The sequence below is a fragment of the Pseudomonas sp. St386 genome, assembly GCF_018325865.1.
Lineage (GTDB): Bacteria > Pseudomonadota > Gammaproteobacteria > Pseudomonadales > Pseudomonadaceae > Aquipseudomonas > Aquipseudomonas brassicacearum.
The window spans coordinates 6,305,571-6,323,617 of the sequence record NZ_AP021900.1; the positions used below are offsets into that span (position 1 = coordinate 6,305,571).

Genomic DNA, 18,047 nt, shown 5'->3' on the forward strand with positions numbered 1-18,047 from the left:
AGGGGCAACTCTGCGGTTGCCTGCAAATCGACAGGCGCACGAACGCCTGGCCACCGTCCCTTGCAGGGTCCGGCGACAGTCAGCGGTGCTACAGGGGAAAAACCCGGGCGCTATAGACGCGCACGCTGATTGACGGCGCGGCGATGAATGCGTTTGTGCAACGAGGTGGGAGGTGTCGGGACGCAGGTCACCGATGATTGCGGGTGTGAGCGGGGGTCCTTGCTATCCATCATGTGTTCTCCCTGAACCTGATGTGGATAAAGTGGCGATGTCCTTGTGCCATGGAGTGAAGACAGCCCACAGACCCTCGTCAAGGGTGTGACTTAGAACTGTATGAAATTTGATCTATCGCGATTTGCGCTATGCCCGCCGTGGCTTGCAGCATTTGGCGAACAAGTTAACCACATGACCACCCACAGCAAATGGGGACAAGTGTGCGTATGTCCGGCATTTTTCCACCGGCAAAGTGAATAAAAACCGTGACTTATGAACAATGACGGTTTTACCGGCCTATCGGTTATTTTTTGATCAAATAGCTGCAAGCCATGCCTGGCAAGGCGTGTGGCGGTAAGCGAACACCTTATCCACAGAAGCGCCAACAGTGTTTGGGGGTAATTCTGACGATTCTGTGGAAAACCCTTCGGACAACTTGTAAATCGAGGTTTTCCGGAGGTTTTCCTTATAAAAATGGCTAATTGATCATTTTATGATCAACTTACTGAAGACCCCGGTTCGTATGGCTTGCAGCGTAGAGCGAACATCTTATCCACAGAAGCGCCAACAGAGATTGGGGGCAAGTTTCGGCTGGAGCGAATAACTACTCACAGGCAAAAGCCAATAAAAACCGTGGGTTAGGCTGACTATTTTTTGAGCGCAGGCCTGGAGGGCCTGTTTTGCATAGGGTGCAGCGAGGGGCGAACAGGTTATCCACAGAAGCGCGCACAGGGATTGTGGGTAACCCACCATGCCTATTTTTTGTGGGAGCTAGCCCTGTGGGAGCAAAGCTTGCTCGCGATGAAAACGCCTTGATCTCTTAAGTGCCGAGGCGCCTGGATCGCGAGCAAGCTTTGCTCCCACAAGGGGTCAGGGGGTACTTGAGGTCAGCGAACCACCCCTTCCTCCACCAACAGCTTGAGAATCGCCTCCGCCCCCGCCTCCGCGCTCACGCCCTTGAGCACTTGCCCGCCTCCGCCGCTGGCCTTGGCCGTGGCGGCTTTCATGCGGTCGGCGCCGCTCTTGGCCTTGATCACTTTCAAGCGTTTGGGGCGTGGCTTGGCCGGTTGCAGGGTTGCCACCGCCAGCAATGTGTCGTCGATTACCTCGACTTCCTCGCCATGCAACGCCCCGCGCCGGGCCGGGCCGTAGGCGCTTTGCCGAGGTTTTGGCGCAGCGTTATCCACAGTGGCCAGGAACGGCAGGCGCACTTTGAGACGGCGTCGTTGGCCTCGAGGCAAGGCTTGCAGTACCAGGGCCACGCCGCCGTCGATGGACTCGACCTGGGCCAGCCCCACCACCAACGGCCAACCAAGATTCTCGGCCAGCAGGAACGGCAACATGCCCGAACCTTCACCGGTTTCGGCCTGGCTGCCGGTGAGCACCACTTGGGCTCCAGCGTCACGCAGGTAATCGGTCAGGGCCGGCAGAGCGTCCGCGCCGACAGGGCTTTCCAGCACGTGCAATTCATCCAGGCCCATGCCCAGGTAGGCGCGCAGGGCCGGTTCGGCCACATCGCCGGCGTGCAGCACTTGCAGGTCGCTGCCGGCCAGTTGCAGGCCCAGCTCCACGGCCCGGGCGTCCTGTTCGGCGCGCCGGGGTCGCCCGGAAGTGGGGTGGGCGCCGATGGACACGAGGCTGATCACTTGGGTACTCATCAACTTATCCTTCTTAAGCCGCATCGCGCTTGGCTTCGTTGCGGTAAGCCTCTACCGCCGCGATCAAGGCCTGGAGAATCGCCGCGCTGTCACCGATCACCGACAGGTCCGCCCGTTTGATCATGTCGCAACCCGGATCGAGGTTGATTGCCACCACCTTGTCGCAGGCGCCAATGCCCTGCAGGTGCTGGATCGCCCCGGAAATCCCCACGGCCACGTAGACCCGCGCCGTAACCCAGGTGCCGGACGCACCGACCTGGCGATCGCGAGCCATAAAGCCGTCGTCCACCGCCACCCGCGAAGCGCCTTCAGTGGCGCCCAGGGCCGCAGCGGTCTGGTGGAACAGCGCCCAGTCCTTGACCCCATTGCCGCCGGAGAAAATGAATTCGGCTTCGGCCATCGGGATCGCACCCGGGTCCACCGCCACCGCGCCGAGGTCTTCGATACGCGACAAGCTGCGAACCACGCTTGTGGATAACTCCACCGGTAAGGCTTCGTGGCGGGTTTCGCTGACCGGTTCGGCGCATTCGGCCGCCGCCAGGATCAAGCGCGCCAATGGTCGGGCCAGGTCTTGCAAGCCGGCACCGGCGCGGCCGATGCACTCTTCACCCTTGACCTGCCAGACCCGCGTGGCCGGGCGTTCGCCCAGGGTCGCAGCCAAACGCCGGCCCAGTTCGCCGCCACCAGTACGGCTGTCAGGCAATAGCCAATGGCGCGGGCTGAATTGGTTATCCACAGCCCGCAGGCCTTGCACCCGTTGTTCCGGTGCATAACCGCTGAATTCTTCGCCATCGAGCACCAGCAAGCGGTCGACACCGGCCGTGGCGAAGGCGTTTTCCTTGTGTTCGCCGAAGACCACCGCCAGCACCGCGCCTTCGCTGCCGGCAAGCTGATGGGCCAGGCCCAGCAGATCGCGGTCGTGGCTGCTCAAGCGGCCACCGACCATGTCCGGCACCACACTGATGTAGAACGCAGGTTGCGGCACCTGATGCAGCGGCAGTTGCACTTCAGCGGCGGCGGTACGCTTGGTCGCGCCACCCTGCTGGGCGCCGCTGCGGTCGATGCGCTTGATGCCATTGGGGCCGATGAAACCGACGCCATGGACATTCTTGCGGATGATGCCGTTGGGCCCCATCCAGCTGTGCTGCACCGGTTGCATGGCCGCGTGCAGCGGGTGCAGGCGGTTGCGGGCGATCCACTCGGCGCGGGGGTCGCGGCGGATGATGTCACTCATTAATGCACCTCCGCGGGTTCACGTTTGGCCGGGGTTACCGGTTTGCTCGGGGCCGCGTCTTCCAGCAGCGCGTCGGCCACCAGTTCGGCGATGTCCTTGATCATTGGCCGCGGTTCGACCACGCCTTCCAGCATCGCGGTGCACTGTGGACAACCCACGGCCACCAGTTCGGCGCCGGTTTCGCGGATGTCGTCCATGCGCATGTCAGGGATCCGCTGCTTGCCCGGAATGTCGGTGATCGGCGCACCGCCGCCACCGCCGCAGCAACGCGAACGGAAACCGGAACGTTGCATCTCCTTGACCTCGATACCCAGCGCACGCAACACCTGGCGCGGCGCCTCGTATTCGCCGTTGTAGCGGCCCAGGTAGCACGGGTCGTGATAGGTCACGCTGTCGCCCTTGTGCTGGCCGAGGTTGAGGGCACCGGCATCGATGATTTCCGCCATGTAGGTGCTGTGGTGCTGCACCAGGTAGTTGCCATCGAAGGCGCCGTATTCGTTTTTCAGCACGTGGAAACTGTGGGGGTCGCAGGTGACGATGCGGTTGAAGCTGTATTTGGCCAGGGTCTGGATATTGCGCTTGGCCAACAGCTGGAACGTCGCCTCATCACCCAGGCGCCGGGCCACGTCGCCGCTGTCGCGCTCTTCGAGGCCGAGCACGGCGAAGTCGATTTTCGCCGCCTTGAGCACTTTGACGAAGGCGCGCAAGGTGCGCTGGTTGCGCATGTCGAAAGCACCGTCGCCGACCCAGAACAGCACGTCGGTGGATTTCTTCTCGCTGAGCAGATTGAGGTTCAAGTCCGCCGCCCAGTTCATCCGCCCGCCCGGGGCGAAGCCGCCAGGGTTGTCGGTGGCGATGAGGTTTTCCAGCACCTCGGCGCCCTTGTTCGGCGTCGCGCCTTTTTCCAGGGTCAGGTGGCGGCGCATGTCGACGATGGCGTCGACGTGCTCGATCATCATCGGGCATTCCTCGACGCACGCCCGGCAGGTGGTGCAGGACCACAGGGTCTCGGCGTCCACCAGGCCGTTGACGATCGGCTGATGTGGGTTGCCGCTGTGCTCGCCCACCGGTTTACCTGGATAGGGGCTGCCGGCGAATTTCGCATCGGTGCCGCCGGCCAGGCCGACGACCATGTCCTGGATGAGCTTTTTCGGGTTCAGCGGCTGGCCGGCAGCGAACGCCGGGCAGGCAGCTTCACACTTGCCGCACTGCACGCAGGCATCGAAGCCCAACAGTTGGTTCCAGGTGAAATCCTTGGGTTTCTCAACGCCCAGCGGTGCGCTAGGGTCGTTCAAGTCCAACGGCTTCAGACCGGTGGAACGACCGCCACCAAAGCGCTCGGCTCGGCGGTGCCAGGCCAGGTGCAGGGCACCGGCGAAGGCATGTTTCATTGGCCCGCCCCAGGTCATGCCGAAGAACAACTCCGACACGCCCCACAGCACGCCGACACCCAGGACCGCCGCCACCAGCCAACCGCCGAAGTTTTCCGGGAGGATGCCCGCCACCGGCAGGGTCACCAGGAAGAACGACGCCGAGAAGGCCAGCAGGCTTTTCGGCAGGCGCATCCAGGGGCCCTTGGACAAACGGGCCGGCGGATTGCGCCGACGCAGGTAGACGAAGATCGCACCGACGAACATCACGGCCGACATCAACAGCAACGCATAGCCGAGGAAGCGATTATGCAGGCCAAAACCGTGGACCAGGATCGCCAGCACCACCGACGCCACCGCACCACCAGCCGTGGCCACGTGGGTATTGGCAATGTATTTGTCCCGCGCCACCACATGGTGCAAATCCACCATATAGCGCTTGGGCATGGCGAAGAGACCACCGATCAGGTCGACCTTGGCCGGTCGTCCACGGCGCCACATGTTCACCCGCCGCAAGGCGCCAAGGACCGCGAGGCCCAGGGCAGCAAACAGCAGGATGGGAAGAAGGGTGTTCAACATGGTGAAGCTCCCAAAGACCTCAGGTCTTGCAGGCACAGAAACCTGGATGTCTTGCTCGATCCCTGTGGGAGCGAGCTTGCTCGCGAAGACGGACTCAGATCCAACATAAATGTCGACTGATCCACCGCTATCGCGAGCAAGCTCGCTCCCACAGGGTTATCCACAAGCCGTTAGAAATCCTTGCACAACCGCAGGGCGTCGTAGATGGCCGCGTGGGTATTACGCTGGGCCACGCAGTCGCCGATGCGGAACAGCAGGTAGCCTTCGCCACTCTGCTCCAGGCACGGCTGGGGCTTGATCGCGAACAGGGCTTCAACGTCGATCTGGCCCTTGTTGCGCGAACCTTCCTTGAGCGCGTAGTAGATTTCCTCGTCCGGCCGCACGCCGTTTTCCACCACCACCTGGTCCACCACGCGCTCTTCCTTGGCACCGGTGTATTCGTTCTCCAGCACCGCCACCAGCTTGTCGCCTTCGCGGTAGACCTTCTCCAGCATCATGTCCCCGGTCATGATCACTTCCTTGGGGTACATGCTGCGGTAGTAGGTGGGGAACGACGTCCCGCCAATCGCCACGCCCGGCTTGATGTCGTCGGTGACGATCTCGACCTGGCTGCCCTTGTCGGCGAGGAAGTCGGCCACCGACATGCCGGTGAACTCGCAAATGGTGTCGTAGACCAGTACGTTCTTGCCCGGTGCAACCTTGCCGTCGAGCACGTCCCAGCTGCTGACCACCAGCCCTTCGGCGGCGCCCCAGTGCTCGTTCTGCTCCAGGTACGGATGCCCGCCGACGGCCAGCACCACCACGTCCGGACGCAAGTCCATGATGGTTGCCGCATCAGCCGCCACGCCCAGACGCAGGTCGACTTTCAACCGCGCCAGCTCCAGTTGGAACCAGCGGGTAATACCGGCGATCTGGTCCCGTTGCGGGGCTTTCGAGGCGGTGGTGATCTGCCCGCCGATGAATTCTTTTTTCTCGAACAGGGTCACGTCGTGCCCACGTTCGGCGGCCACACGCGCCGCTTCCATCCCAGCCGGGCCGGCACCCACGACGACCACCTTGCGTTTCGGCCCGGTGGACTTCTCGATGATGTGCGGCACTCCCATGTATTCACGGGACGTCGCGGCGTTCTGGATGCACAGCACGTCCAGGCCCTGGTACTGGCGGTCGATGCAGTAGTTGGCGCCGACGCACTGCTTGATCTGGTCGATCTGGCCCATCTTGATCTTGGCGATCAGGTGCGGGTCGGCGATGTGGGCGCGGGTCATGCCGACCATGTCGACGTAACCGCCCTCCAGGATCCGCGTGGCCTGGTTCGGGTCCTTGATGTTCTGCGCGTGCAAAACCGGAACCTTGACCACTTCCTTGATACCGGCGGCCAGGTGCAGGAACGGCTCCGGTGGATAACTCATATTCGGGATGACGTTAGCCAGGGTGTTGTGAGTGTCGCAACCCGAGCCCACCACGCCGATGAAATCCAGCATGCCGGTGTCATCGTAATACTTGGCGATCTGCTTCATGTCCTCGTGGGACAAGCCGTCCGGGTGGAACTCGTCGCCGCACAGGCGCATGCCCACGCAGAAGTCGTCACCGACCTCGGCGCGCACGGCTTTCAACACTTCCAGGCCGAACTTCATGCGGCCTTCGAAGGTGCCGCCCCATTCGTCGGTACGCTTGTTGACCCGCGGGCTCCAGAACTGGTCGATCATGTGCTGGTGTACGGCGGACAGCTCGACGCCGTCCAGGCCACCGGCCTTGGCGCGCCGTGCGGCCTGGGCGTAGTTGCCGATCACCCGCCAGATCTCTTCCGGCTCGATGGTCTTGCAGGTGGCGCGGTGCACCGGCTCACGCACACCGGACGGCGACATCAGGGTCGGCCAGTTGAAACCGTCCCAACGCGAGCGACGGCCCATGTGGGTAATCTGGATCATGATCTTGGCGCCATGCTTGTGCATGGCGTCGGCCAGGTTCTGGAAGTGCGGAATGATGCGGTCGGTGGACAGGTTCACCGAACTCCACCATTCCTGCGGGCTGTCGATGGCGACCACGGACGAGCCACCGCAGATCGCCAGGCCGATGCCGCCCTTGGCCTTCTCTTCGTAATACTTCACGTACCGGTCGGTGGTCATGCCGCCGTCGGTGGCGTAGACCTCGGCGTGCGCGGTGCTGAGCACGCGGTTGCGGATGGTCAGCTTGCCGATCTGGATCGGCTGGAACATTGCTTCAAAAGCCATGGTGCGATCCTCGACTTACAACGGCTTGACGATGAACAGGCCGTCGTCGTGGCCTTCTTCGGAACCGCCGTAGACCTGCTCGGCCACGGTGCGGATCTTGCTGCCGCGAGCGGCGAGGATCTGGTCCATGGCACCGGCGAACCAGCCAGTGAACATGTAGTCGACCTTGCGCCCGACCTTGCCGTACACATAGACGAATGCCGAGTGTTCGAGCTTGACGCTGGCGGTGCCTTTGTCCAGGTCGATGTCCTGGATCTTGAACAGGCCCCAGCCACGCTGCGACAGGCGCTTCATGTAGTGCTCGAACACCGCGACGCCTTCCAGGCCATGGCATTCGGCTTCTTTTTCACACCAGTGCCAGGCGGATTTGTAGCCGGCCTTGTAGAGAATCTCGGCGTAGGCGTCGGCGCCCAATACTTCTTCGATGCCCATGTGGTTGTTGACGAAAAAGTGCCGTGGCACGTACAGCATCGGCAGGGCGTCGGAGGTCCAGACACCGGTTTCGCTGTCGACTTCGATAGGCAGTTGCGGGGCGATCTTGGCCATGAAAACTTGACTCCGGAAATTCGTGGTATTGCCTGCGGCGCAGAGGGCCGCAGGTAGAGGATTGGCGGTACGGTGGCGTTTTATTCGCCCCAGACGTCTTTCAAGACGCTGACCCAGTTTTCGCCCATGATCTTGCGCACTACCCGCTCAGGATGGCCGCGCTTGAGCAGCGTCTCGGTGAGGTTCGGGAACTCGCCCACGGTGCGGATGCCCAGAGGGTTGATGATCTTGCCGAAGCTGGTCAGACGACGGGCGTAGCCCTTGTCGTGGGTCAGCATTTCGAAGAAGTCCTGGCCGTGGCCCTGGGTGAAATCGGTGCCGATGCCGATGGCGTCTTCACCAACGATGTTCATGGTGTATTCGATGGCTTCGGCGTAGTCGTCGATGGTCGAATCGATGCCCTTGGCCAGGAACGGCGCGAACATGGTCACGCCGACGAAACCGCCGTGATCGGCAATGAACTTCAGCTCTTCATCGGACTTGTTACGCGGGTGTTCTTTCAGGCCGGACGGCAGGCAGTGGGAGTAGCACACTGGCTTCTTCGATTCGAGGATGACCTCTTCGGAGGTCTTGGAACCGACGTGGGACAGGTCGCACATGATGCCGACCCGGTTCATCTCGGCGACGATTTCGCGACCGAAGCCCGACAGGCCGCCGTCGCGTTCATAGCAACCGGTGCCGACCAGATTCTGGGTGTTGTAGCACATCTGCACCACACCCACGCCCAGTTGCTTGAAGATCTCGACGTAGCCGAGTTGGTCTTCGAAGGCATGGGCGTTCTGGAAACCGAAGATGATGCCGGTCTTGCCCTGTTCCTTGGCGCGACGGATGTCGGCGGTGGTTTTCACCGGGATCACCAGGTCGCTGTTCTCGCGGATCAGTTTCTGGCTCGCGGCGATGTTGTTGATGGTGGCCTGGAAACCTTCCCACACCGACACGGTGCAGTTGGCTGCGGTCAGACCGCCCTTGCGCATGTCTTCGAACAGGTCGCGGTTCCACTTGGCAATGATCAGCCCGTCGATAACGATGCTGTCGGCGTGCAATTCGGCTGGGCTCATCAGGCAGTCCCCTTTTGTCAGCGATTCATGCGCCGAATCGTGTGCCGGCGCTTTGGGGCCAGCATATGCCTGAGGGCCGTGGCGACCCGGTGCAAAAACGACAGGGGAATTGCCGAAAGCGTCAATCCACGACAATGGACTACAACAGGCCCACCCTACCCGTCTGTTCTTTAGCCGACGCTTGCGCCAGAATCCGCCGCATCACTGGTTTTCACTGGACTCGAGCGGCAACGCGATGAAATCACTCTTCCTGGCTTTGGCACTGATCAGCACCGTCGCACATGCGACCGAAGACACCGAACCCAACCCCTGCGACGAAGTTGAAAACGACGTCCAGACCCTGGCCTGCTCGGTCTACGGCAAAACCGCCGCCGAACAATTGCTGGGCGAAAACCTGCAAAGCCTCTTTGAGCGCCTGCAAACCCGCTACGCCAGCGACAAGGCCCAGCTCAACGACATCACCACCAAGGTCAAGACCGCCCAGCAACTGTGGCAAAAACAGCGCGACGCCGACTGCGCCATCGCCGCCTTCCCGGCCAAACCCGGCAGCGAAGCCTACAAAATCGCCGAAAACGACTGCATGGCCCAGGTGAGCGATGATCGGTCGGAGTTTTTGGAGTCGATTGGGCAAGACTGAGGGCAATATTCAGACACCTTTCATGCGTTGGCCCTGGAGGGGATATAAGTCAGGATTCGCAAAACTTATAAAAGACTTATATCCTTTCATGAACACCATCCACTGGACCAGAAAAGCCGTTAAGCAGCTTCTGAAATTGCATTCTGCCCATCAGGCCCAGGTTCGGGACGCCGTTACGGCGCTCGCCCAGATGCCCGACGCGGCGAACGTCAAAGCGCTTGTCGGCCATGACTACGCCTATCGCCTTCGGGTAGGCCGCTATCGAGTCATGTTCGATTGGGACGGGGCGATCAAGATCGTCAGCATTCAAGAGGTCAGGAAACGCGATGAACGTACCTACTGATATTCAGATCATCAATGACGCAGACGGGCATCCGGCATTTGTGGTCATTCCATATGCCCAATACGTCGCGCAGAAACTGGAACCCGATCTGATTCCCCATGAAGTCGTCAGCCGCATCGTCGATGGCGCCACGCCCATTCGTGCCTGGCGCGAACACCTGAACCTGACTCAAGATGAAGTCGCCAGGCGCCTGGGTATTTCTCAACCGGCGTTTGCCCAGCAAGAGTCGGTCGCCAAGCCTCGCCGAGCCACCCGCAAAAAAATTGCTGCGGCCTTTGGTATCCATGCTGACCAGTTGGAGCTGTAAGCTGCACGCCACCCTCCAGCAAAAGGATTCACATGAAAACGTGCGGCATCGAAATCAAAGGCAGCGAAGCGATCATCGCCGTTGCCTCGCTGGATCAACAGGCGTTGAGCCACGTCCCGCTGAACACCAAGAAAATCGCCCTGGACGACGATGACGAAGCCGCCAACGTCAAGGCGTTTGCTGCTCAGGTCCGAGCGTTCGTGACGGATAACGGTATCGAACGCATCGCCATCAAAAAGCGCAGCAAGAAAGGCGAGTTCGCCGGTGGGCCGACGACGTTCAAGATCGAAGGGGTCTTCCAGTTGCTGGACGGTTGCGAGGTGACGCTGCTGTCGCCGCAGACCATCAATGCACAAAGCAAGAAACATGACTTCGCCCTGCCGGCGACGCTGAACAAGTATCAGCATGAGGCGTACAAGGCGGCGTGTTCGGCGCTGATGAAGAAATAGACCTTTTCCAGCCGAACACCGTACCTATAGTCATGGAATTTTTTGTGGGAGCAAGGCTTGCCCGCGATGGAGGCGATGCGGTCCTTCAGAAACCGAGTCGACTGTTTCGCGAGCAAGCTTTGCTCCCACAAAACCCCCTCTCCACACAGGTCACTATGCTCGACCGCCAATCGGGTCAGGACCGATTCTGTTGCTTGCGATACCCCTTCAACCAATCGGCAAACGCCTTGTCCTCCAGCGCATAACCACCCCGGTTGGACTTCCACACCAATTCCTTTTCACGCAGCGCATCAATACAGGATTGGATGGTCTGGGTACCGGGCACGACTTCGCTTCCCATGGTCCTCAGCGCCTTGCCCACCGCCTCCAGCGTTGAATCGGTGAAGGGCGCGAAGGGTTCGTTGTTCTGCGAGCGCTCGGCCATGACCTGCAACACGGCGCGCTGCGGCACCGTCAGGGCGTTCCAGGCGCTCTCGAACTCGGTCCAGACGCCGGCGCGCAGCATTTCGGCGCTGCTGCGCAGCAATTCACCCAACTGGCTCGCCTCACCCAGCTCCAGGGCAATTTCGCCGATGACGCTGCGCAACATCTCGGGACGGCGCCCCACCAGCTCAAAAGCCTGGTCGAGATCATCGGCATTGAACTGGTTGGTCTGGGCCAGGTGTGCGTTCAAATGAGCGGTATAGGCTTGGGTGAAGGCTTTGCCCAACAACGGAAACGGCGTGATGCTGGACCCGTAGAACGGTTGGTTGCGGCTCAATACCAAGTGGGCGAGCTTGTCGCGATTGGAGCCGGTGAACACCAGCCGCAGGCCGCTGGCATCCCCCTCACGTCCCTGGTTGAGCTGGTCACGGGCAGCCTTGAGGCCGAACATCGCGTTGACCCCGGCCTCGGTGGTCAATGCATGCTGGGCTTCGTCGATCACCAGCACCACGGTTTTACCCGCGGCACGGTGCAACAGCTCCAGCGCCTGGGTCAGCGTCGCCCCTTCGGGCAGTTGCGGCTGGCTGAAATCCCAGGACAACGTGCGCAAGAAGCTGAGTTTGTCGATACCCATGGATTTGGCGAGCTTGCGGATGCCCTTTTCATAAGGCACCAGTGCGCCGGCGATGGCCGAGGCGATCAGGTCGGCAGGGTCCTTCTCCTTGTTTGCCCAAAGGTCGACGTAGACCGCAAGCCAACCTCGCGTCTCGCATTCGGGAATCAAGTCTTCGCGCAGGAACGTACTTTTTCCGGTACGCCTTGGCGCGGCCAGGAACAGGCCTGAGGTGTAATCCTGGATCCCGGCGCCGGCCAGCCCATCGACAATATTGCGGGCCAGATCGGGGCGCCTGAAGACAAAACCGGGATGCTTGGACATGGTTTTATACTCAATTATGGCGACAGGTATAATTTATAGTCGCGAGTATAATTGAGTATAAAAGCCTGTCAAACCAGTTCCCGCCCATCCCCCTGCCGTCGTCGATCCTCCCGCGGGCAGCGCTCGAACCGTGCCCGATAGCTGCGGGTGAAGTACGACGGTGACTCAAAGCCGCAGGCGATGCTCACTTCCAACACACTCATGTCGGTCTGGCGCAGCAGCTGCCGGGCCTTCTCCAGGCGCAGGCGCAGGTAGAAGTTGCTCGGGGTGTCGTTCAGGTGCAGGCGGAACAGGCGTTCGAGCTGGCGACGGGTGACGTTGATCGATTCGGCCAGCGCCAAGGTGCTCAGGGGCGGTTCGCTGTGGGTTTCCATCTCGCCTATGACGTGCACCAGCTTCTTGTTGCGAATGCCATAGCGGTTGGCGATTTCCATGCGCTGGTGGTCTTTGCGCGGGCGGATGCGGCCGAGCACGAACTGCTCGCTGACCTGGATCGCCAATTCCGAACCGTGGGCCTGGCCGATCAGGTCCAGCATCAGATCGATGGACGCAGTGCCGCCCGCGCAAGTGATGCGGCGACGGTCGATTTCGAACAGTTCCTGGGTCACGCTGAGTTGTGGATAGGACTCCTTGAACGCCTCGATCGCTTCCCAATGCAAGGTCACGCGGTGCCCTTCCAACAGCCCCGCCTCGGCCAGCACCACACTGCCGGTGTCGATGCCGCCCAAGGTCACGCCTTCGTTGTCCAGCCGATGCAGCCAGCGCTCCAGCGCCGGGGTGGCGAATTTCAGCGGCTCGAACCCGGCCACCACCCAGAGGGTCGCGCCTTTCTTCAAGGGCTCCAGTGCGGCATCGGCGTTGACCGACATGCCATTGCTCGCCAGCACCGGCCCGCCATCGACACTCAGCACATGCCAGCGGTATAGCTCGCCACGAAACCGATTGGCGACCCGCAAAGGCTCGATGGCCGAAATGAAACCGATGGCCGAAAAACCCGGCAGCAACAAAAAGTAGAAATCCTGGGACATGGAGCGCACTCGGTTGGCGGGTAGCGTGCGGACCTTGATACGCCAGTTGCAACGGCCGTTCAAGAGTCGCTGCAGTGCAAGAGCACGTCGCCGCTGTGCGTTTTGCCAGGCGCCGGGCTGCGTAACTTGGCATCACCGGTGCGCAGATGCCGGAACCCATAACAATAAGCTGCCGAGGAACCCGACATGAAACGACTGATCAGCTCCTGTGTACTTGCACTTTGCGGTACCACTTTGCTCAATGGCGCCGCCATGGCTGCCGAGCCCGCCGCGTGCCAGAACGTGCGCCTGGGCGTGGTCAACTGGACCGACGTCATCGCCACCAGCGCCCTGACCCAAGTGATGCTCGACGGCCTCGGCTACAAGACCAAGCAAACCAGCGCCTCCCAGCAAATCATCTTCGCCGGCATCCGCGACCAGCGCCTGGACCTGTTCCTGGGCTACTGGAACCCGTTGATGACCCAGACCATCACCCCGTTCGTCGAGGCCAAGCAGGTCAAGGTGCTGGAGCAGCCAAGCCTCAAGGACGCCCGCGCGACCCTGGCCGTGCCGACCTACCTGGCCGACAAGGGCCTGAAAACCTTCGCCGACATCGCCAAATTCGAAAAAGAGTTGGGCGGCAAGATCTACGGCATCGAGCCCGGCTCCGGCGCCAATACCCAGATCAAGGCAATGATCGCCAAGAACCAGTTCGGCCTGCGTAAGTTCCAGCTGGTGGAGTCCAGCGAAGCCGGCATGCTCGCCGCCGTGGACCGCGCCGTGCGCCGCAAGGAAGCCGTGGTGTTCTTCGGCTGGGCACCGCACCCGATGAACGTCAACGTGCAAATGACCTACCTCACCGGCAGCGACGACGCCCTCGGTCCGAACGAAGGCATGGCCACCGTGTGGACCGTCACCGCGCCGGACTACGCCCAACAATGCCCGAACGTCGGTCGCTTGCTGAGCAACCTGACGTTCAGCGCCGAAGATGAGAGCCGGATGATGCAGCCGTTGCTCGATCACAAGGACCCGCTCGAATCGGCCCGGCAATGGCTCAAGGATCATCCGCAAGACAAGCAGCGTTGGCTCGAAGGCGTCACCACCTTCGACGGCAAGCCCGCCGCCGACAACCTGAAACTGACCAGTAACTGAGCAACCGCTATCCATCTGCGCAGCACCAAAGGGCTGTGCAGTGACTCACCACGCCTGAAGGAATCCGCACCATGAACCACGACGTCATCATCACCTGCGCACTCACCGGTGCTGGCGACACGACCGCCAAGAGCCCTCACGTACCGGTCACCCCGAAACAGATCGCCGCCGCTGCCGTCGAGGCGGCGAAGGCCGGGGCCACGGTGGTCCATTGCCACGTCCGCGATCCGCAGACCGGCAAGTTCAGCCGCGACGTGGCGCTGTACCGCGAGGTGATGGAGCGCATCCGTGAAGCGGACGTGGACATCATCGTCAACCTCACCGCCGGCATGGGCGGCGACCTGGAGATCGGTGCGGGCGAACGGCCGATGGAGTTCGGTCCCAACACCGACCTGGTCGGTCCGCTGACCCGCCTGGCCCACGTCGAAGAGCTGTTGCCGGAAATCTGCACGCTGGATTGCGGCACCCTGAACTTCGGCGACGGCGACACCATTTACGTCTCCACCCCGGCGCAACTGCGGGCCGGCGCCAAGCGCATCACTGAGCTGGGGGTCAAGGCCGAGCTGGAGATCTTCGACACCGGTCATCTGTGGTTCGCCAAGCAACTGATCAAGGAAGGCCTGCTGGAAAACCCGCTGTTCCAACTCTGCCTGGGCATCCCGTGGGGCGCGCCGGCCGACACCACCACCATGAAAGCCATGGTCGACAACCTGCCGGCGGACGCGGTGTGGGCCGGCTTCGGCATCGGCCGCATGCAAATGCCGATGGCCGCCCAGGCGGTGCTGTTGGGCGGCAACGTGCGGGTTGGGCTGGAAGACAACCTCTGGCTGGACAAAGGCGTACTCGCTACCAACGGCCAACTGGTGGAGCGCGCTGGCGAGATCCTCAGCCGCCTCGGCGCCCGCGTGCTGACCCCGGCTGAAGGTCGCAAGAAAATGGGGCTGACCCAGCGCGGCTGAGCCGACACCAACTTCCCCTATTGGGGGCACAACCTGTGGGAGCAAGGCTTGCCCGCGATAACGGTATGTCAGTCGACATCCCCGTTGAACCTACTGCCGCCATCGCGGGCAAGCCCTGCTCCCACAGGAGATCACCGAACTATTTTTCAGGAAATCACCATGAGCTTTATCACCGACATCAAGACTTTCGCCGCCCTGGGCAGCGGTGTGATCGGCAGCGGCTGGGTCAGCCGGGCCCTGGCCCATGGCCTGGACGTTGTCGCCTGGGATCCGGCACCAGGTGCCGAAGCGGCGTTGCGCAAGCGCGTCGCCAACGCCTGGGGCGCCCTGGAAAAACAAGGCCTGGCACCCGGAGCTTCGCAAGATCGGCTGCGCTTTGTCGCAACCATCGAAGAATGCGTGCGCGACGCCGACTTCATTCAGGAAAGCGCCCCCGAGCGCCTGGAGTTGAAACTCGAATTGCACGGCCAGATCAGTGCCGCCGCCAAGCCGAACGCGTTGATCGGTTCCAGTACCTCGGGGCTGCTGCCGAGCGAATTCTACGAAGGCGCCACCCATCCGGAGCGCTGCGTGGTCGGGCACCCGTTCAACCCGGTCTACCTGTTGCCGCTGGTGGAAGTGGTCGGCGGCAAAAACACCGCGCCCGAAGCCGTGCAGGCGGCGATGCAGGTATACGAATCCCTCGGCATGCGGCCACTGCATGTGCGCAAGGAAGTGCCCGGTTTCATTGCCGACCGCCTGCTCGAAGCGCTGTGGCGCGAAGCCCTGCACCTGGTCAACGACGGGGTAGCGACCACCGGAGAAATCGACGATGCGATCCGTTTCGGTGCCGGCTTGCGCTGGTCGTTCATGGGCACGTTCCTGACCTACACCCTGGCCGGCGGCGATGCCGGCATGCGGCACTTCATGGCCCAGTTCGGCCCGGCGCTGCAACTGCCGTGGACTTACCTGCCAGCGCCTGAGTTGACCGAGAAGCTGATCGACGACGTGGTGGACGGCACGAGCGCGCAATTGGGCAGCCACAGCATCTCGGCCCTGGAGCGCTATCGTGATGATTGCCTGCTGGCGGTGCTGGAGGCGGTGAAGACCACCAAAGAAAAGCATGGGATGACCTTTGCCGAGTAACTGATCGTTCCCATGCTCTGCGTGGGAATGCAGCCCGGGACGCTCCGCGTTCCGAATGAAGCGTGACGCAGAGCGTCACAAGAGGCGTTCCCACGCAGAGCGTGGGAACGATCATGCTCGGAGACAGCCATGCCCACCCTCACCACCTACCAAACCCGCATCCTCCCCGAATGGGTCGATTACAACGGCCACCTGCGCGATGCCTTCTACCTGCTGATCTTCAGCTACGCCACCGACGCGCTGATGGACCGGCTCGGCCTGGACAGCCAGAACCGCGAAGCCAGCGGCCACTCGTTGTTCACCCTCGAACTGCACCTGAACTACCTGCACGAAGTGAAGCTCGACGCTCATGTCGAGGTGCATACGCACATCATCGGCCACGACGCCAAACGCCTGCACCTCTACCACAGCCTGCATCTGGTCGGCGGTGATAAAGAGCTGGCCGGCAATGAACAGATGCTGCTGCACGTCGACCTGGCCGGCCCGCGCTCGGCGCCTTTCACCGAACAGGCCCTGGGCCGGCTCAGCGCCCTGCTCGACGAACAATCCGACCTGCCGCCGCCGCTGTACATCGGCCGGATCATCGCCCTGCCTCTCCCCCGATAGGCCGCGAACAGGAGATCGCCATGAACACCGCCGCCGCCTTTGCCGACTTCCGCCGTTACCCCCTGATCTCCCCATTGACCGCCGCCACACCGTTGACCGACCGGGTGCAAGTGACGTGGGCCGATGGCCGGGCCAGCCCCTTTCATCACCAGTGGCTGCGGGACAACTGCCCTTGCCCTCAATGCGTCTACAGCGTCACCCGCGAGCAGGTGCTGGAAATCGTCGACGTCCCTGAAGACATCACCCCCCGCGCAACCTACCTCGATGACGAAGGCTGCCTGTGCGTGGACTGGCAGGACGGCCACCAGAGCCGTTTCGATCCGGGCTGGTTGCGCGCCCACGCCTACGATGATCAGTCCCGAGCCGAGCGCCTGGCGAACAAGCCCCGACGCCAACTGTGGCGGCACGACCTGCAATTGCCAGTGTTCGACTACCCGGCGCTGATGGACGACACCGATGCGTTGTTGCAATGGTTGCTGGCGGTGCGCGACATCGGCCTGACCCAGGTGCGCGGCGTACCCACCGAACCCGGCTCGCTGAAACGGATTGCCCAGCGCATTTCCTTTATTCGCGAGAGCAACTTCGGTGTGCTGTTCAATGTGCAGTCCAAGGCCGATGCCGACAGCAACGCCTACACCGCTTTCAACCTGCCGCTGCACAGTGATTTGCCGACCCGGGAATTGCAGCCGGGGCTGCAATTCCTGCATTGCCTGGTGAATGACGCCGACGGCGGCGAGAGCATTTTTGTCGACGGGTTTTCCATTGCTGAAGCGCTGCGCCAGGAAGACCCCGAGGCCTTCGACGCGCTGTGCCGGATCCCGGTGGAGTTTCGCAACAAGGACCGTCGCAGCGACTACCGCTGCCTGGCGCCCATCATCGCCCTGGACGCCCTCGGCCAGGTTTCGGAAATCCGCATGGCGAACTTCCTGCGTGGGCCGTTCGACACCACGGTCGAGCAGATGCCCAAGCTTTACCGCGCCTACCGCCGCCTCATTGCCCTGACCCGCGAGCCACAATTTCGCCTGATACAGCGTCTCGAGCCCGGCCAGCTCTGGTACTTCGACAACCGCCGCACGCTCCACGCCCGCAATGCCTTCGACCCGGCTTCCGGGGCCCGGCATTTCCAGGGGTGCTATGTGGATCGGGATGAGTTGTTGTCGCGGATTCTGGTGTTGCAGCGCTAGACCGCGTCATCGTTCATCGCGAGCAAGCT

Annotated in this window: 17 protein-coding genes; 9 read left to right on the forward strand and 8 right to left on the reverse strand. The window is 62.0% G+C overall.

What is annotated here, in order from left to right:
* Positions 1 to 1,100: 1,100 nt before the first annotated feature.
* The 6 genes from KI235_RS27980 to KI235_RS28005 all read right to left on the reverse strand — a co-directional run bounded on the left by KI235_RS27980 (position 1,101) and on the right by KI235_RS28005 (position 8,889).
* On the reverse strand, positions 1,101 to 1,871 hold the full coding sequence (locus KI235_RS27980) for an electron transfer flavoprotein subunit beta (RefSeq protein WP_013694410.1): 771 nt from the start codon (positions 1,869 to 1,871) through the stop codon (positions 1,101 to 1,103).
* Between the two features lie 13 nt (positions 1,872 to 1,884).
* Positions 1,885 to 3,105 (reverse strand): electron transfer flavoprotein subunit alpha/FixB family protein, encoded by a 1,221-nt coding sequence (locus tag KI235_RS27985; protein ID WP_003206323.1) that lies wholly within the window; start codon positions 3,103 to 3,105, stop codon positions 1,885 to 1,887.
* Positions 3,105 to 5,054 carry a dimethylglycine demethylation protein DgcB gene (dgcB, locus tag KI235_RS27990; RefSeq protein WP_003206324.1) on the reverse strand — a complete coding sequence of 650 codons (1,950 nt, stop codon included), beginning with the start codon at positions 5,052 to 5,054 and terminating at the stop codon, positions 3,105 to 3,107. Before dgcB ends, KI235_RS27985 begins: the two co-directional genes overlap by 1 nt.
* Positions 5,055 to 5,224: 170 nt before the next feature.
* Positions 5,225 to 7,285 (reverse strand): dimethylglycine demethylation protein DgcA, encoded by a 2,061-nt coding sequence (dgcA, locus tag KI235_RS27995; RefSeq protein WP_003206325.1) that lies wholly within the window; start codon positions 7,283 to 7,285, stop codon positions 5,225 to 5,227.
* A 15-nt stretch (positions 7,286 to 7,300) separates the two neighbouring features.
* The gene (locus KI235_RS28000; RefSeq protein WP_003177589.1) at positions 7,301 to 7,831 is read right to left on the reverse strand and encodes a 4-vinyl reductase; all 531 of its coding nucleotides are present in this window, start codon (positions 7,829 to 7,831) and stop codon (positions 7,301 to 7,303) included.
* Positions 7,832 to 7,911: 80 nt separating this feature from the next.
* Entirely contained in the window at positions 7,912 to 8,889 is a 978-nt protein-coding gene (locus KI235_RS28005; protein ID WP_003206328.1) for a dipeptidase, read from the reverse strand.
* A gap of 235 nt (positions 8,890 to 9,124) precedes the next feature.
* Here KI235_RS28005 and KI235_RS28010 point away from each other — a divergent pair, with 235 nt between their 5' ends.
* From KI235_RS28010 to KI235_RS28025, 4 genes are all read left to right on the forward strand, one after another.
* The gene (locus tag KI235_RS28010; RefSeq protein WP_013694414.1) at positions 9,125 to 9,526 is read left to right on the forward strand and encodes a lysozyme inhibitor LprI family protein; all 402 of its coding nucleotides are present in this window, start codon (positions 9,125 to 9,127) and stop codon (positions 9,524 to 9,526) included.
* Positions 9,527 to 9,614: 88 nt separating this feature from the next.
* Positions 9,615 to 9,869: a type II toxin-antitoxin system RelE/ParE family toxin gene (locus tag KI235_RS28015; RefSeq protein ID WP_003206334.1), complete on the forward strand. Its 255-nt coding sequence runs from the start codon at positions 9,615 to 9,617 to the stop codon at positions 9,867 to 9,869.
* Positions 9,853 to 10,176, forward strand: coding sequence for a helix-turn-helix transcriptional regulator (locus KI235_RS28020; protein WP_013694416.1), 324 nt, complete (start codon positions 9,853 to 9,855; stop codon positions 10,174 to 10,176). The genes KI235_RS28015 and KI235_RS28020 overlap by 17 nt, the downstream gene beginning before the upstream one ends.
* A 32-nt stretch (positions 10,177 to 10,208) precedes the next feature.
* Complete coding sequence (locus KI235_RS28025; protein ID WP_003206337.1) at positions 10,209 to 10,625, forward strand: DUF3010 family protein; 417 nt, start codon at positions 10,209 to 10,211, stop codon at positions 10,623 to 10,625.
* Positions 10,626 to 10,800: 175 nt separating this feature from the next.
* Here the strand turns inward: KI235_RS28025 and KI235_RS28030 are convergent, their stop codons facing one another.
* A complete protein-coding gene (locus KI235_RS28030; RefSeq protein WP_003206338.1) occupies positions 10,801 to 11,985 on the reverse strand; it encodes a hypothetical protein in 1,185 nt (394 codons plus the stop codon).
* Between the two features lie 68 nt (positions 11,986 to 12,053).
* Complete coding sequence (locus KI235_RS28035) at positions 12,054 to 13,013, reverse strand: GlxA family transcriptional regulator (protein WP_003206339.1); 960 nt, start codon at positions 13,011 to 13,013, stop codon at positions 12,054 to 12,056.
* 186 nt (positions 13,014 to 13,199) lie between these two features.
* On the opposite strand from KI235_RS28035, the gene KI235_RS28040 reads away from it, so the two are divergent.
* From KI235_RS28040 to KI235_RS28060, 5 genes are all read left to right on the forward strand, one after another.
* On the forward strand, positions 13,200 to 14,144 hold the full coding sequence (locus tag KI235_RS28040) for a choline ABC transporter substrate-binding protein (RefSeq protein WP_212795389.1): 945 nt from the start codon (positions 13,200 to 13,202) through the stop codon (positions 14,142 to 14,144).
* Positions 14,145 to 14,215: 71 nt separating this feature from the next.
* Positions 14,216 to 15,103: a 3-keto-5-aminohexanoate cleavage protein gene (locus KI235_RS28045; protein WP_003206342.1), complete on the forward strand. Its 888-nt coding sequence runs from the start codon at positions 14,216 to 14,218 to the stop codon at positions 15,101 to 15,103.
* Between the two features lie 159 nt (positions 15,104 to 15,262).
* On the forward strand, positions 15,263 to 16,228 hold the full coding sequence (locus tag KI235_RS28050; protein WP_003206344.1) for an L-carnitine dehydrogenase: 966 nt from the start codon (positions 15,263 to 15,265) through the stop codon (positions 16,226 to 16,228).
* Positions 16,229 to 16,357: 129 nt separating this feature from the next.
* Positions 16,358 to 16,834: a thioesterase family protein gene (locus KI235_RS28055; RefSeq protein ID WP_027912933.1), complete on the forward strand. Its 477-nt coding sequence runs from the start codon at positions 16,358 to 16,360 to the stop codon at positions 16,832 to 16,834.
* Positions 16,835 to 16,854: 20 nt separating this feature from the next.
* Positions 16,855 to 18,018: a gamma-butyrobetaine dioxygenase gene (locus tag KI235_RS28060; protein WP_212795390.1), complete on the forward strand. Its 1,164-nt coding sequence runs from the start codon at positions 16,855 to 16,857 to the stop codon at positions 18,016 to 18,018.
* Positions 18,019 to 18,047 lie beyond the last annotated feature (29 nt).

Coding starts and splice junctions, on each gene's coding strand:
- KI235_RS27980 (WP_013694410.1), bottom strand. CDS start 1,871: ATGAGTACCCAAGTGATCAGCCTCGTGTCCATCGGCGCCCACCCCACT.
- KI235_RS27985 (WP_003206323.1), bottom strand. CDS start 3,105: ATGAGTGACATCATCCGCCGCGACCCCCGCGCCGAGTGGATCGCCCGC.
- dgcB (WP_003206324.1), bottom strand. CDS start 5,054: ATGTTGAACACCCTTCTTCCCATCCTGCTGTTTGCTGCCCTGGGCCTC.
- dgcA (WP_003206325.1), bottom strand. CDS start 7,285: ATGGCTTTTGAAGCAATGTTCCAGCCGATCCAGATCGGCAAGCTGACC.
- KI235_RS28000 (WP_003177589.1), bottom strand. CDS start 7,831: ATGGCCAAGATCGCCCCGCAACTGCCTATCGAAGTCGACAGCGAAACC.
- KI235_RS28005 (WP_003206328.1), bottom strand. CDS start 8,889: ATGAGCCCAGCCGAATTGCACGCCGACAGCATCGTTATCGACGGGCTG.
- KI235_RS28010 (WP_013694414.1), top strand. CDS start 9,125: ATGAAATCACTCTTCCTGGCTTTGGCACTGATCAGCACCGTCGCACAT.
- KI235_RS28015 (WP_003206334.1), top strand. CDS start 9,615: ATGAACACCATCCACTGGACCAGAAAAGCCGTTAAGCAGCTTCTGAAA.
- KI235_RS28020 (WP_013694416.1), top strand. CDS start 9,853: ATGAACGTACCTACTGATATTCAGATCATCAATGACGCAGACGGGCAT.
- KI235_RS28025 (WP_003206337.1), top strand. CDS start 10,209: ATGAAAACGTGCGGCATCGAAATCAAAGGCAGCGAAGCGATCATCGCC.
- KI235_RS28030 (WP_003206338.1), bottom strand. CDS start 11,985: ATGTCCAAGCATCCCGGTTTTGTCTTCAGGCGCCCCGATCTGGCCCGC.
- KI235_RS28035 (WP_003206339.1), bottom strand. CDS start 13,013: ATGTCCCAGGATTTCTACTTTTTGTTGCTGCCGGGTTTTTCGGCCATC.
- KI235_RS28040 (WP_212795389.1), top strand. CDS start 13,200: ATGAAACGACTGATCAGCTCCTGTGTACTTGCACTTTGCGGTACCACT.
- KI235_RS28045 (WP_003206342.1), top strand. CDS start 14,216: ATGAACCACGACGTCATCATCACCTGCGCACTCACCGGTGCTGGCGAC.
- KI235_RS28050 (WP_003206344.1), top strand. CDS start 15,263: ATGAGCTTTATCACCGACATCAAGACTTTCGCCGCCCTGGGCAGCGGT.
- KI235_RS28055 (WP_027912933.1), top strand. CDS start 16,358: ATGCCCACCCTCACCACCTACCAAACCCGCATCCTCCCCGAATGGGTC.
- KI235_RS28060 (WP_212795390.1), top strand. CDS start 16,855: ATGAACACCGCCGCCGCCTTTGCCGACTTCCGCCGTTACCCCCTGATC.